Annotated in this window: 12 protein-coding genes; 9 read left to right on the plus strand and 3 right to left on the minus strand. The window is 57.2% G+C overall.

The window, feature by feature from the left end; all coding sequences use genetic code 11:
• The first annotated feature begins 328 nt into the window (after positions 1 to 328).
• The 7 genes from CLOEV_RS01205 to CLOEV_RS01235 all read left to right on the plus strand — a co-directional run bounded on the left by CLOEV_RS01205 (position 329) and on the right by CLOEV_RS01235 (position 8,685).
• Positions 329 to 808: a deoxycytidylate deaminase gene (locus CLOEV_RS01205; protein WP_008709402.1), complete on the plus strand. Its 480-nt coding sequence runs from the start codon at positions 329 to 331 to the stop codon at positions 806 to 808.
• A gap of 49 nt (positions 809 to 857) precedes the next feature.
• Positions 858 to 1,496 carry a response regulator transcription factor gene (locus tag CLOEV_RS01210; RefSeq protein WP_008709403.1) on the plus strand — a complete coding sequence of 213 codons (639 nt, stop codon included), beginning with the start codon at positions 858 to 860 and terminating at the stop codon, positions 1,494 to 1,496.
• The gene (locus tag CLOEV_RS01215; RefSeq protein ID WP_034441415.1) at positions 1,497 to 2,894 is read left to right on the plus strand and encodes a sensor histidine kinase; all 1,398 of its coding nucleotides are present in this window, start codon (positions 1,497 to 1,499) and stop codon (positions 2,892 to 2,894) included.
• 110 nt (positions 2,895 to 3,004) lie between these two features.
• Positions 3,005 to 4,660 (plus strand): MBL fold metallo-hydrolase RNA specificity domain-containing protein, encoded by a 1,656-nt coding sequence (locus tag CLOEV_RS01220; protein ID WP_034441418.1) that lies wholly within the window; start codon positions 3,005 to 3,007, stop codon positions 4,658 to 4,660.
• Between the two features lie 31 nt (positions 4,661 to 4,691).
• Positions 4,692 to 6,263, plus strand: coding sequence for a hypothetical protein (locus CLOEV_RS01225; RefSeq protein ID WP_034441420.1), 1,572 nt, complete (start codon positions 4,692 to 4,694; stop codon positions 6,261 to 6,263).
• A gap of 61 nt (positions 6,264 to 6,324) precedes the next feature.
• A complete protein-coding gene (gene tyrS / locus CLOEV_RS01230) occupies positions 6,325 to 7,602 on the plus strand; it encodes a tyrosine--tRNA ligase (RefSeq protein WP_034441423.1) in 1,278 nt (425 codons plus the stop codon).
• A gap of 195 nt (positions 7,603 to 7,797) precedes the next feature.
• Positions 7,798 to 8,685, plus strand: a complete 888-nt coding sequence (locus CLOEV_RS01235) for a lysophospholipid acyltransferase family protein (RefSeq protein ID WP_039916922.1) — start codon at positions 7,798 to 7,800, stop codon at positions 8,683 to 8,685.
• Between the two features lie 75 nt (positions 8,686 to 8,760).
• Here CLOEV_RS01235 and CLOEV_RS01240 read toward each other — a convergent pair whose 3' ends face one another.
• Positions 8,761 to 10,299, minus strand: a complete 1,539-nt coding sequence (locus tag CLOEV_RS01240) for an ABC transporter ATP-binding protein (RefSeq protein ID WP_034441427.1) — start codon at positions 10,297 to 10,299, stop codon at positions 8,761 to 8,763.
• Positions 10,300 to 10,435: 136 nt separating this feature from the next.
• Between CLOEV_RS01240 and CLOEV_RS01245 the strand changes: the two genes are divergently transcribed.
• Together CLOEV_RS01245 and CLOEV_RS01250 are read left to right on the plus strand one after the other, a co-directional pair.
• Positions 10,436 to 11,317 carry a DMT family transporter gene (locus CLOEV_RS01245; RefSeq protein WP_008709412.1) on the plus strand — a complete coding sequence of 294 codons (882 nt, stop codon included), beginning with the start codon at positions 10,436 to 10,438 and terminating at the stop codon, positions 11,315 to 11,317.
• 134 nt (positions 11,318 to 11,451) lie between these two features.
• Positions 11,452 to 12,531 carry a BMP family ABC transporter substrate-binding protein gene (locus tag CLOEV_RS01250; RefSeq protein ID WP_008709413.1) on the plus strand — a complete coding sequence of 360 codons (1,080 nt, stop codon included), beginning with the start codon at positions 11,452 to 11,454 and terminating at the stop codon, positions 12,529 to 12,531.
• Between the two features lie 90 nt (positions 12,532 to 12,621).
• On the opposite strand, the gene CLOEV_RS01255 is transcribed toward CLOEV_RS01250, so the two are convergent.
• Together CLOEV_RS01255 and hisC are read right to left on the minus strand one after the other, a co-directional pair.
• Complete coding sequence (locus CLOEV_RS01255) at positions 12,622 to 12,966, minus strand: DUF805 domain-containing protein (RefSeq protein ID WP_008709415.1); 345 nt, start codon at positions 12,964 to 12,966, stop codon at positions 12,622 to 12,624.
• 38 nt (positions 12,967 to 13,004) lie between these two features.
• Positions 13,005 to 14,084 (minus strand): histidinol-phosphate transaminase, encoded by a 1,080-nt coding sequence (hisC, locus tag CLOEV_RS01260; RefSeq protein WP_008709417.1) that lies wholly within the window; start codon positions 14,082 to 14,084, stop codon positions 13,005 to 13,007.
• Positions 14,085 to 14,094: the final 10 nt, after the last annotated feature.

Here is a 14,094-nt window from a genome sequence, read left to right on the forward strand (position 1 = left end):
TTTAAGTAAAGCCGCCGTCATGTTGCCGCTATGCGGCGGACCGGCCTCTATTTCCGGACGGGATTATTGAAATCCCGCCGTTTTACCGCGATAATTTTCTTATTGAATAGGCGGCGCCGGCTGCCGGCCCCGTTTATTTGCGTAAGGTATCCATAAAAACATAAAGATTAATCAGTAATTTCCTATGTAAAAAACTATCACATGCATATAGATTATATAATTGTCGATAGAGGGGAATTTACGAGGCGCGCATTCGGTCGCATTAACGGCGGCTGATATATCTGGTAGGTAATTTCCCTTAATATTGATGCTGCGGAGGCATAAAAAAATGACGAACAGGCCCGAATGGGACATATATTTTCTTCTTATGGCGCAGGTGGCGGCAAGCAGGAGCACATGTCTGCGCCGTAAGGTGGGAGCGGTGCTTGTACGTGACAGGCAGATATTGAGCACGGGTTACAACGGGGCCCCGCGCGGGGTGAGCCACTGCGAACAGGCGGGATGTCTCCGGGAGCGGCTTGGCATCGCCTCGGGCGAGAGGCATGAGATATGCCGCGGCTCCCACGCGGAGATAAACGCGATCGCCCAGGCGGCGGCCGCCGGAACGGCGACGGCCGGTTCATGGCTCTATTGTACCCACGAACCATGCATCTACTGCACGAAGGCGCTGATAAACGCCGGCTGCGAGAAGGTCTTTTTTCTCTATCCATATCCTGACGAGCTTGCCCGCGCCGTGATGGCGGAGTCGGGAGTGGAGAGTATTTGGGTCGATCCGCAGACGCTGCCTAAAGATATTTTTTCGATCTGAGAACCAAAAAACAAGTATAATAACAAAAGCAGAGAAGGGAGCAATAAGTATGTCTATATCCATCGTTCTTGCCGACGATCATCCGCTGACCAGAGAAGGTATAAAGGGGTATCTGTCAAAGGAACCGGATTTTGATATCGTTGGGGAATACGCCGACGGCAACTCCACATGGACCGGAATCCAGACGCACAGGCCGCAGGTAGCCCTGCTCGATATCAGGATGCCGGGCCTTGACGGCATCGCGCTCGCGCGCAAGGTCAAGGAGGCGGGGATCCCCACGGCGTCGCTGATGCTCACGTCGTACGACGCCAATCAGTATGTCATGGCGGCCCTCCGCGCGGGGGCGCGCGGATATGTCCTTAAGACAGCCACCATGGACACCCTTTCACGCGCCATCAGGATCGCGGCGCGCGGCGGCTTCTATCTTGACAGCGACGTCGCGAGCGCGGTCGAAGAGGGTGAGGATTTCGTTCCGGAGCCGGTATCGGTACGCGAACGCGAGGTGCTGCTGCTCGCGGCGCGCGGTCTTTCGGGAAAAGAGATAGCGTCGCAGCTCTTTATCAGCGAGCGCACGGTCCAGACGCACCTTGCCTCGATCTACGATAAGCTGGGAGCCAAGAACAAGACGGAGGCGATGCTGCTCTCCCTCAAATACGGCATCGCCACGATGGAGGAACTTCTTGATTAAATGAGGAAAGAAGGACTCCTCTATCAGCTCATAACCGCCCTTCTCGTTCCCGCGCTCCTCGCGCTGGTCCTTGCGTGGGTGGTATACGATCAATTTGAGAAGAGCATGGAGTCCAACGCGAATAATTATGTCGAGAACCTGGTGGACAGCGTGGCGGCCAGACTCGATTCCAAAAAATGGCACGTCCAGCCCGACGGCACCTACATGAGAAAGCCGCTCGACAAGGATGTGACCTCCATCGCCGCGGTACTTAAAGAGACGAACCTTCCCGGGATGTTCGCCGTCTTTCAGAAGGACGGGACGCTCATCTACGGTTCTCCCGGGAAGGTGAACTTTCTCGTCGACTGGGTGGATTCCTTTGATTCCCCAACGCCGGTAAAGATCCGCGGCAAGGGGGGCGACTATTTCACGGGGATGTTTTATTCCATTCCCGATGAGAACATCTACATAATCGGCGCGGTCTCATGGAAGATGCTCTTCGGTTCCATGGTGCTCCTCGTCACCGTCTGGCCCTTTATCATGGGCACTCTCGCCATTATCACCATTCTTGCGATATATCTCTTGTATGAAAAGGTCATCCTGCCGCTGCGCGAGCTTGACGACGAGGTCTCGTCGCTGCGCCTCGGATACGACCTGCCCGACGCCTCCGCGCCGGAGGCGGTCCCAGAGCTGCAGCAGCTGCGCTCTACCTTCGTGGTGCTCGCGCAGTCGGCGATAGACAAGGAGCAGCTCTCGCGCGATTACATCACCGACATCGTGAAGGTACAGGAGGAGGAACGGGAGCGTATCTCGCGCGAGATACACGACGGCCCCCTTCAGGACGTCACGGCGCTGGTCCAGAGACTGCGGCTGCTGGCGCTGGATGTCAGCGACGAGCAGACCATCAACAACCTGGTGAACGCCGAAAAGGTGGCGATGATCGGCGTCAAGGAGATGCGCGAATTCTGCAACAACCTGACCCCTCCCTGGCTTGACCTCGGACTGCGCCACTCGCTGGCCGAGCTTTGCAACAGTATGTCCTCACAACTACGGGTGCAGATAGATCTTGAAGTCGAGAACGGGGACGATTACGACGACGAATCCCTGCCCGCCTCCCTCTGCCTGGCCTTCTACCGGGTGGTGCAGGAATCGATAAACAACTCGGTCAACCACGGCGGGGCCACCTTCGTCTCCGTCCAGCTTGAGAAAAGAGACGACCGGATAACCATGCGTATCGAGGACAACGGCAAGGGCTTCAACATGCCGGATGACGTGAAAGAGCTCCGCGTTCAGGGGCACCGCGGACTGTCGAATATGAAGGAGCGCATACGCCTTGCCGGAGGCTCTCTGGAAATAACGTCCGCATTGGGAATCGGCACAATTATAAGTTGTGAAGTACCGCTCCAGAATGTAGAATAATAGCAGGAGCGGAATGTCTGCCGACAGCTTTTCTGCGCTGTTGTTTTATTGGCAAGTGTTCTTATCTGTTACTTTTATTTTGAAAGGTGGGAGCCTCCGGGCGAGCTACAGTGAAGCTGCGAATCTTGGGCGCCGCCGGTGAAGTTACCGGTTCCAACTATATGATAGAGACGGATGGTTACAAAGTTTTAGTCGACTGCGGCACGCACCAGGGGATGGACGAGGAGAAGCACGAGGAAGAAAAATTCCCCTTCAGCCCCGCCGATATCGACGCCGTCCTCCTGACCCACGCGCATATCGACCACAGCGGCAAAATTCCTCTCCTCGTGAAGCAGGGCTTTAAAGGAAAGGTCTATTGTACCCACGCCACTTCGCAGCTGATCGAAATACTGCTGCGCGACTCGGCGCATATCATGCGTGAGGACGCGGAATGGCGCTCGCGCAAAAACGCCCGCAAGGGGCTGCCGAAGGTCGAGCCGCTTTACAGCGAAAGCGACGTGGAAGACGCGCTGGCCTTCCGCCATCCGATCCCTTATGACGAGATGGTGGAGATATATCCCGGGCTAAAGGTGCGTTACCGCGAAGCGGGGCATATCCTTGGAAGCGCGATAATCGAGACCTGGATCTCGGAGGGAGAGGGGCAAAAACCCGTCAAAGCAGTCTTCTCCGGGGACCTCGGCCAGTTTGACGGCGTCATTGAGAAACCGCCGGCAATCGTCGAAGAGGCCGATTTTGTCCTCATCGAATCGACCTACGGCGACAGGCTCCATAAATCGCTGGAAGATACGCGCGCCGAGTTCCAGAGCGCGATGGAAGACGCCATCCGTTCGGGCGGCAAGATGCTTGTGCCGACCTTCGTCGTTGACCGCGCGCAGCGTATGCTTTACGAATTCAAGCTGCTCCAGAAGAAGCTGCCCGATCTCAAAATGCCCAACATATATCTCGATTCTCCGATGGGAGTACGGACGACGGAGATATATTCGGCGCATACGACGCTGCTCTCGCGCGAGCTCAAAGAGCTGCTTATGAACGGAGAGGACCCCTTCGAGCCGAAGGGCTTCAGCTTCGTCCGCAGCGCCGACGAGTCGCGCGCCATCAATGACATGGCGGAGGGCATCGTGCTCGCGGGAAGCGGCATGTGCTCCGGCGGGCGCATCATGCACCACCTGAAGCACAACCTCTTCAAGAAAGATACGCATGTGTTCTTTGTCGGCTACCAGGCCTACGGCACCCTCGGACGCCGCCTTGTCGACGGAGCCAAGAGCGTGCGCATCGCGGGAGAAGAGATATCGGTCAAGGCCAAGTTCCACACGCTGAACGGATTCTCCGCCCACGCGGACCGCGACGACCTGCTGAAATGGGCCGGCCATTTTCCGAAAAAGGCCCAGTTCATCATCGTCCACGGCGAACCGAAATCGGCGGAATCGCTGGCCCTCGGGCTCAAGGACAGCGGCTATTCGACGCGGATACCGGCGATCGGAGACGAGATAGACCTCCTGGCCCCCGCTCCCGAGAAGATCGCGATGCCCGTCATCTCGCCGCGCATCCTCGACCGCATCCAGTTCAACTCCAAAGATGTGGAGGACCTGCTGAACCTCATCTCGGCGCGCACGGCGCGGATGCAGCAGACCGTCATCCAGAACGAGGAACAGTACAAAAACATAATGCCGCTGCTCATTTCAGCAAGGACGCTGCTTGAAGCGGCGGCCGCCTTGAGCGACAATAGGATAGAATACAAAGAAGAAAAAAGAGAAGAAAAGAGATAATCGCAGTGGAACAAAAAGGATGGGATGCTCTATGACGGAAAGGGTCAAATACGCCGCGGGCACAGCCGCAGCGGCGGTGATACTTGCGGTTCTGTTTTTCACATACACGCTGTGGAATTCTTCTGGCATCCTGACGATGATCCCCAAGCCCGAAGGATCGCGCCCCTATGTGCTGACGGAGACAAAAGAAGGCAGTTATCCGAAGGCGCTTTCGGCGCTGCTGACCGACGGCGTTTACGCTCTGCTCAAGGGAGGCACGCCGCGAAACGCGCTGCTTTCGGCCACTTCGGCGGCAAAAGAGGCCGCGCTGCTTGTCGAAGACGGCGGCGAGGGGATGACGGAGGTCTACGCCTCCTTCCGTTTTGCGCCGTCAGACACCTCGGCGCTTAAAAAAGGTTCCCTGCCCGAGGCCTTGAAAACGGTCTTCAAGGGAGCGTCCGTGCGTGCCGGCAGCGAGAAGGGAGTCTTCACGATAGAGGCGGAGGGGCTCTCCTCTCCCGTCTATTACACGGTAAAAGGCAAGAATGTCCTGATGGCGGCGGAGCTTTCCGCGCTGCGCCGTATGGAGGATGCCTCGAAAAAATCTTCCGCTAACCTCGGCGGCAAAAAGTGGCGGCAGGAAAAGAGCTGGCCCGCGCATATCGAGGTATCGGACGGCGGCGTCATCACGGCGGGCGCCGAGCATAAGTTCCCGATAATGATCGAAGCCGCCTGGCACAGCCTTGAACCAAAGAACCCGTCCGACCCGGCCGGCGAGATCCGCTGGGCGCTCGTCGACCTTGGAAAGCCCGTGGAGGCTTACCTCTCCTCGTCTTTGAAGGCGAAAAAGTGGGATACGGCGGACTGCATCATCCCGGAGCCGCTCCTTCTCTCAATGGGGATTAACCTGCCTCCGCTTGGCGGCGACCCGCGCGACTGGCCTTTTCCGCTCTCGTCTCTCGGAGAGATCGCGGAAAACCTCGACATGAAAGAAGCTCAGATCCGTGAGATACTTTCGGGGCAGACGGTATTCTCTCTTGGCGGGCAGAACCGCATTCTCTGGTTTTCGCTCCCCGGCTTCCTCGTGGAATTCTCCGGACGCACCGAACTTATGAACGAGCTTGTGGATTCATTCTGGAAAAACCTCTTTTTCGGCGCGGAGCCGAAGCCTCTGCCCGGTTTTACCTTCGGCGGGACCACCAATGTGCCCTTCTCCGTGATCGGCGCGGGCCGCGACGGCATCGCGGTGTTGGGATTGACCACGCCCCAGTCCATCAACGCCAAAAACAGGCTTGGCAAATTCCTCAAAGAGGATGAGGCGGTCGTCGGATGGATGCTGGCGGACCTGCCGCGCATCGGAGGCGCGTTGTCCGAAATGACGAAGATGAGCAGCTTCCTTGAAGAAGAGGGCATGGAGGACTCCGGGCCATACGGCGATTACCAGGGATACGGGGATAACGAGCAGTTGGCGGAGCCGCTGCAGCCGGACCTCTCGCTGTCGCCCTTCGACCAGGGGATCACCGACTCGTTCGGCAGCGTCCTCAAACAGCTCGGACGCGTGCTGATCGTATGGGAGAAACCACTCTCAGGCCGCATCAACTGGTACAAAACGGCGGCGAAATAGAAGAACTTTATATCAAGGCCGGGAGAAAAATAAGTACTTTCTAAACTCTGGAGGTTTTTTTATGTATACGAACGCACTTAAGGTTTTGAGGGAACGCGGTTTCGTCGAGTGGAGCAGCCATAATGAAGAGCTTGAAGAGCACTTCATGAAAAATATGGTGACGGGCTATATCGGCTTCGACCCGAGCGCCGACAGCCTCCACGTCGGGAACCTCGTCGCCATCATGGGGCTCGCGTGGCTCCAGCGCCTGGGGCACAGGCCGATAGCCATCGCCGGCGGCGGCACGGGGCGCATCGGCGACCCCTCGGGGAAGAGCGCCGAGCGAAACCTGCTCTCCGAGGAGCAGATACTCCACAATGTTTCCTGCATCGCGGAACAGCTCAAGCATTTCCTTGATTTCGAAAGCGGAGATAACAGCGCCCTGCTCGTCAACAACAACGATTGGCTCAAAAATGAAAACTACATCGAGTTCCTGCGCGATACCGGAAAATACTTTTCGGTCAGTTTCCTCGTCAACCGCGAATATGTGCGCAGCCGCGTGCTCGACCCTGACAAATCTATCACCTACACGGAGCTTTCGTATATATTGCTTCAGGCCTTTGACTACAACCACCTCTACAACGAATACGGCTGCACCCTGCAAATGGGCGGCAACGACCAGCAGGTGAACATCATCGCGGGCATGGACCTCGCGCGCAAAAAATCCGGCGGCCAGTGCTACGGCATCACCTTCCCCTTGCTTCTCAACGCGCAGGGGCAGAAGTTCGGCAAGTCGGAGAGCGGCGCGGTCTACCTCTCGTCGAAGCGCACGAGCATCTACAAATTCTACCAGTTCTGGATAAACGTCGATGACAAGGACCTTGAAAAGCTCTACAGGCTCTTCACCTTCCGCGAACTTGACGAGATAGAGGCGCTGCTCGAGGAGCATAACAAGGCTCCCCACCTTCGCAAAGCCCAGAAAGAGCTTGCCTGGGAGATGACCTGCCGCGTACACGGCGAGGAGGCCGCGAAGCGCGTGCTTGACGCGAGCGCCGTCCTCTTCGGCGAAACGGAGATCAAAAAGGCACAGGCGGACGTCCTTGAGACCCTCGCGGCGGAAATACCCTGCGCCGAGGCGGACCTCGCCGAAGCGAACGGCGTCACCGACCTCCTGGTCCTCTGCGGAGCCTGCGACTCCAAGGGCAACGCGAAGAAGAAGATCAAAGAGGGCGGAGCATACCTCAACGGCGAGAAGATCGCCGACGCCGGACGCCAGATAACGGAGGAAGACCTGCTCGCGGGCCGCTACCTCCAGCTCAACGTCGGCAAAAAAGACTTCCGGCTGCTCAAGTTTAAATAGGCGCGCAGACAGAGATATAGAGCCAAGAGACGGAGGAACGCGGCAGACTGCGTCGCCTCCGTCTATTATTTGGCGGCGGGAACGGCCGAATTTCCGCCGCGCCACTTTCGCATCCGGCGCGGTGGCATTAAAATGGTCCCAATAATATCCGGCCCCCGCTATGATGGGCGGCCGCATTACGGAAGGCTGAAACATTTGAAAGAAGAGACAAGAAAAAAAATAACCGATCATCAGGTCCGCGCCTTCATGGCCTTTGCCAGGAGCATCCGCCCCGGCTGGCGCGCGAACCTGCTCGCCGGCGCGTTCATACCGTTGCTGAGGCTGATCGGCGTGCGCAAGGATGTGGCGCGCCGCAATATAATGCTCTGCTTCCCGGAAAAAGAGAAGGCGGAACGCGAGAAAATACTTGCCGAATCCTACGAAAGCATGATCTGGACCGGCGTTGAAATGCTCGCCTGGCAGCATGACCCCTCGCTGATCGACCGCATGGTCTTGGAGGTAAGGGGCATAGAGCATGTGGAAAAGGCGCTGAAAGAGGGCAGGGGTGCGGTGTTGTTTTCCGCGCATCTGGGCAGCTGGGAGCTCGGCGCCGCCTGGTGCTCGCGCCATTTCCCCTTTTATGGGCTCGTGCGGCATTCGGACAGCCCCTTCCAGCGGCGGCTGATAGAAACTTTGAGGGAAAATTCCGGCCTGCGGACGATATCAAAAGACTCCTCGATGAAACATGTCGCGACGCTGCTTAAAGACAACACGATGATAGGCTTTCTCGCTGATCAGCACTGGGGCGACGATGGCATGTCCGTGCCCTTCTTCGGGCAGAACACGTCGACGGCATCCGGCCCGGCGGCCTTTTCCATGCTTACCGGCGCGCCGATGATCCCGGTGGCATTCACCCGCATTGAGCCCTTTAAGTTTTACCTTTCATTCGGAAAACCTATCGAACATCCCCAGAATATGAAACGCGGCGAGGCTGTGCGCAGCCTCACGATCCGGATGAATGAGGAATATGAGAGGATGATCCGCGAGAATCCAGGGCAATGGCTTTGGCAGCACCGGAGATTCCGCGAAATGATAACGGACTGAATAACTGAATAAATGTAAGCCGTCCGCTCCCGAAACAGAAGATATGGTTTTGTTCGGAAGAAGAAAACGGCCCCGTCAAATTACATCCTTGTCTCTGACCCCCGCCATCAGCAGGCCGATCTTTTCGATGTCGGCGCTTCGCGGGTCGTCCACAACGCCGCTTATCTCCCCGCTGTACATGACGGCTATGCGGTCGGAAAGGGCGGTGAGCTCCTGCAGGTCCTTGGAGATGAGAAGCACTGCCGCTCCCGCCTCGCGCGCCTCTATCAGCCGCTTATGGACAAATTCCGCCGCGCCGACGTCGAGTCCCCAGGTGGGCTGCATCGCGATGATGACCTTGGTTTCCTCGGATATCTCGCGTGAGAGCATCAGCTTCTGGAGATTTCCGCCCGAGAGCACGCGCACCGGCGCGAAGAGATCCGGTATCTGGACGTCGTAATCCTTGACGCGTTCCGCCGCGAAATCCGTGATATATGCCCAGTCCATGAAGAATTTGTTCTTCTCCATCGGCGGCCGGCAATAGCCCTTGAGGGCGATGTTCCCGATTATGCTCATGTTGGCGACGAGCCCCACTCCCTTACGGTCGGCGGGAATGTAGCTGATACCCTTTTCTATGCAGCCGCGCGTTCCCTCCGAGGTAATGTCGTTTCCTTCGAGAGATACCGAACCGGAATCCGGGGAGCGCAGTCCGGCGAGGACCTCGCAGAGCTCGTCCTGCCCGTTTCCGTCGACGCCGGCGACGCCGAGGATCTCGCCGCCGCGTATTGCGAGCGAGACGCCCTTCAACGCCTCCGTGCCGCGCTCGTCTTTCAGCGTCAGGCGGGAACATTCGAGCACCGTCCCTCCCGGCTTCCTGCGGTCTTCCGGCAGCGAGGTGCCTTCGAGGCTGTGGCCGACCATCATCTCCGCGATCTCCGCCTTTGAAACGCCGGCGGCCTCTCGCGTCGCCACGCGCACGCCTTTGCGGAGCACTGTGAGGCGGTCGGATATTTCCATTATTTCTTCGATTTTATGGGATATGAGGATGATGCCGTGTCCGGCGGCGACCATGTCCTTCAGCGTCTTGAAGAGCTCCCGCGTCTCCTGCGGCGTAAGGACGGAGGTCGGCTCGTCGAGTATCAGCACCTTCGTGCCGCGGTAGAGCATTTTTAGTATCTCGACGCGCTGCTGTTCGCCGATGGAAAGCTGCCACACCTTCGCCTCCGGGTCCACCGCGAGGCTGTAACGGTCGGATATTTCACGAATGCGCGCGATGATTTTTTCTTTATTTATAACGAGCGGGATGTCGCCGAGCCCGAGAATGATGTTCTCCCAGACGGTGAAGACGGGGACGAGCATAAAATGCTGATGGACCATGCCGACCCCGTGGCCGATGGCCGCCTTGGGGTTGGGAAGAAAGACCGGCTCGCCCTCGATATATATCGACCCGGCGTCGGGAAGATATATCCCCGCGAGGCAGTTCATAAGCGTAGTCTTGCCGGCGCCGTTCTCTCCGAGTATGCTGTGCACCTCGCCGGCGAGCAATTCAAAATCGACGCCCTTGTTGGCGTGCTTCCCGTAAAAAATCTTATCCACGCCACGCATTGAAACAAGCGTTTTTTTAGTCTCAGTCATGCTGATTCCCCCGTTCGTCAGGTAAATAGTAACAGCAAATATCTTTCAAGACAATAAGTCGGAGTAAGTATATAGTTGAATGACGGAGAAAGGGTATACAATATTTGGGATTAGATATGTGGAAGAGGTAGATAACATGCGGGCATGGACTAAAGACGGAAAGATGATGAGTTATGGGCTGGCAGCGGTCGTTACGATGATATGGAGTATTACCTTCGTCTCGACGAAATTCCTCCTGAATTATCTTTCACCGGCGGAGATACTGCTGTACCGTGTCATTCTGGCCTATTTCATTTTTGTTATGATGGACCCGCGTTTTATCCGGCCTGTCAGCCTGCGGGAAGAGTGCCGCTTTGCCCTGATGGGATTTTTGGGGACGACCCTCTACTTTCTTGGCGAAAATTTTGCCCTCGAATATGGAACGGCCTCGAATGTCTCGCTGCTGGTATCCACGGCTCCGCTTCTAACGGGGATAGTCGCCCACTTCTTTGTGAAATCGGAGCGGTTGACGAAGAGGTTCGCGATCGGAGGCCTCTTTTGCCTCGGAGGAGTGTCTCTCATCATCTTCAACGGGCACTTTATCCTGAAATTGAGCCCGGTAGGCGACTTTTTCGCGCTCGCGGCGGCGCTCTCATTCGCCTTCTATTCTGTCACCGTGCGTAATATGAGCCGTGGTTATGCGATGACGGTGATCACGCGCAAGAGTTTTTTCTACGCGCTCCTGACGCTGCTGCCTCTTACTCTTACGCCGCTGATCAACTGGCATCCGCAGGATCTTTTTCGCGTAGACGTATTGCTGAACCTGCTCTTCCTGGGGGCGTTAGCCTCGGCGTTCTGTTACCTTGCCTGGAACAAAGTCATATGGGCCCTGGGCGCGGTCAAAGCCAACAACCTTATATACCTCACGCCGCCGTTGGTAATTATAAACGCCGCCGTCATCCTCCGCGAACGCATCACCCCTTTCGCCGTCGCCGGCGGTTTGCTGATTTTGGTGGGAGTCTACATTTCGCAAAAGTAGCGGCGCTTTGAGCCGGGTTATTTATTTTGCCGCGGCGGTTGAAAAATATGGAAAATTTGATTCCACTGTGCTATTCTAAGCAAATGTTAGCCATTGGTCCTAACTGAAAAAATATCATGGGAGGAAACTTTGCAATGAAAAAGGGCATTTTGCTTGCGCTGCTGCTTGTGACGGCCTTCGCCGCCTCGGCTTTCGCCTTGGCTCCGATCAAGCCCGAGGATCAGAAACCGGTATTTATCTATGTGGGGCCCGTCGCGGACGGCGGCTACAACTACATGCACGACCTCGGACGTCAGGCTATGGAGAAGGCCAATCCGGGAGTCAAGGGATCGATAGTGGAATCGGTTCCCGAGGGGCCGGACGCCGAGCGCGTCATGGAGACGGCCATCCGCAACGGCGCGAAGGTCGTTTACGCTAACTCCTTCGGCTATATGGACCACGTGATCAACGTTGCGAAAAAGTATCCCGACGTCTACTTCAACCACTGCTCTGGATACAAAGTCGCCCCGAACGCCAGCACCTACTTCGGACGCATGTATCAGCCGCGCTACCTCTCCGGCCTCGTCGCCGGCAAAGCGACAAAGTCGAACCTCATCGGTTATGTCGCCGCCTATCCGATCCCCGAAGTCATCCGCGGCATCAACGCCTTCACCCTCGGCGTGCGCAAGGTGAACCCGAACGCGAAGGTCAAGGTCGTTTGGATCTACACGTGGCATGATCCCGCGAAGGAAAAGGAGGCCACGAAGGCCCTTTTCGACGCAAAGTGCGATACGATAGCGATGCACGCAGACACTGGCGGAGCGCCGCAGGCCGCGGAGGAGCTTGGCATGTGGGTCATCGGCTACAACTACCCGATGGACAAGTACGCGCCGACCCGCCATCTCGTTACCCCCGTCTGGAACTGGGGCAAGTACTATGACTACTCGACAAAGGCCATTGCCAACGGCACCTGGAAGTCGCAGCAGGTATGGTGGAGCATGAAGGACGGCATGGTCGACCTCTCGAAGTTCGGCAAAGATGTCAAAGAGGATACGAAAAAGCTGGTCGCCTCTGAGAAGAAAAAGATCATTGACGGCAAATGGGACGTTTTCACCGGCCCGATCAAGGGACAGGACGGCAAGGTAGTCGTGCCGCAGGGCAAGAAGCTCAACGACGGCGAGATGCTCTCGATGAACTGGTTCGTGGAGGGCGTAGAGGGAACGATCCCGAAATAAGATCTTAGACAAATAAAAAAGCTAAACGAAAAATCCGGCCTTTTATGGGCCGGATTTTTTTATTTTTCACTTTAACGAGGCCGCAGTTTTTTAATATCCGAACCTGTTCCGGCCGCGGCTTGCCTCCGCCAGGCAGCAATAGGCGACCAATACGATATTCAGTACGGGAAAGAATGCCGCGAGCGCCCACCAGCCGCTCTTGTCCGTGTCGTGCAGCCGCCGTACCGTCATCGTCAGCACCGGCACGACGGCGGCGATGCCGTAGATATAGTTCAGGATGCCTAACATCGGCAGCAGCCGGCTCAGCGTCACGAGGACGGCCCCCACGACGATATTTACCGCGAACGCCTGCCAATAATCGCTGCGCGGCGTCCTTCCCTCGAAGACGAAATAATTCGCGAACATTTTTTTGTAGGAATAGATAAAATCTTCCATCGCCGTTCCTCCTCCGGTCTTATATTCGTCTTATAATTCTAGCCGAATATCTCTCCGAGCGCCATTTCGACCTGCCGGTTTTCTTCCGGCAATCCTACGGAGATGCGCATGACGCGTTCTTTGCGCAGCGAGAGGCCGCGCACGGCGATACCCTTTTGGGCGAATGCCGCGGCGAGGCCGTCGTATCTTTCCCGCGGAAATATCAGCACGAAATTTGCCCGCGAGGGGATATATTCCACCCCGCAGCGGCGCAGCGCGGCGCAGAGTTTGCCGCGTTCCGCGGCGACCGCCGCGCATGTCTTCCCGAGATGTTCTTTTTCGTCAAGCGCCGCGATGGCGCCGGCTTCGGCCACAGAGGTGACGCAGTAAGGCTCGCGCACCCGGTAGAGGTAGTCGAGCAGTCCCGGATGGGCCGCCGCCCAGCCGACACGCAGCCCCGCGAGGGCGAAGAGCTTTGAAAAGGTGCGGCAGATAATGAGATTGGGGAACTCTTCAAGGAGTTTGAACGACTCCGAGCCGTCCTCTCCCGTGAAGTCAAAGTAGGCCTCGTCGAGGATCACGGCGACCCTCGGCGGTATATCTTCCAGCATCTTGCGCAGGGAGGCGGCATCAGCCAGCGTGCCGGTTGGATTATTGGGGTTGCAGAAGAAGAGCATCTTTGTCGCGGGGCCTACGGCGGCGGCGAAATCAGCCGGTATCTGTCCGTATCCCTCGCCGAGCGGGATTTTTTTCACCGAAGCGCCGGCGATGAGCGCGGTATCGGCGTAGACGCCGAAGGTGCATTCTCCGCAGATCACCTCGTCTCCGGGGGCGAGGAAGGCGCGGCCGAGCATCGTGAAGAGGCCGTCGAGGCCGTTGGAGGTCATTATCTGCTCCGGCCTCAGAGAAAAACAGGCGGCGAGCTTTTCACGCAGCGCCGTATTCCTGCTGTCGGGATAGCGGTTGCCCCCGGCGAGCGCCCTCCGCATCGCCGCAAGGACCGAGGGCGGGAGCCCCTCGTTGTTTTCGTTGGCCGAAAGCCGGATCTTCGGCTCTTCTATGGTCGAGGCGTCGTATGGCTCGATCCCCCATATCGCCGGACGGGCCATGGAACGGAAGAGTTCTTCTGTCTCCTGCATGATCTGTTTT

The organism is Cloacibacillus evryensis DSM 19522 (assembly GCF_000585335.1).
GTDB classification, from domain to species: Bacteria; Synergistota; Synergistia; order Synergistales; family Synergistaceae; genus Cloacibacillus; species Cloacibacillus evryensis.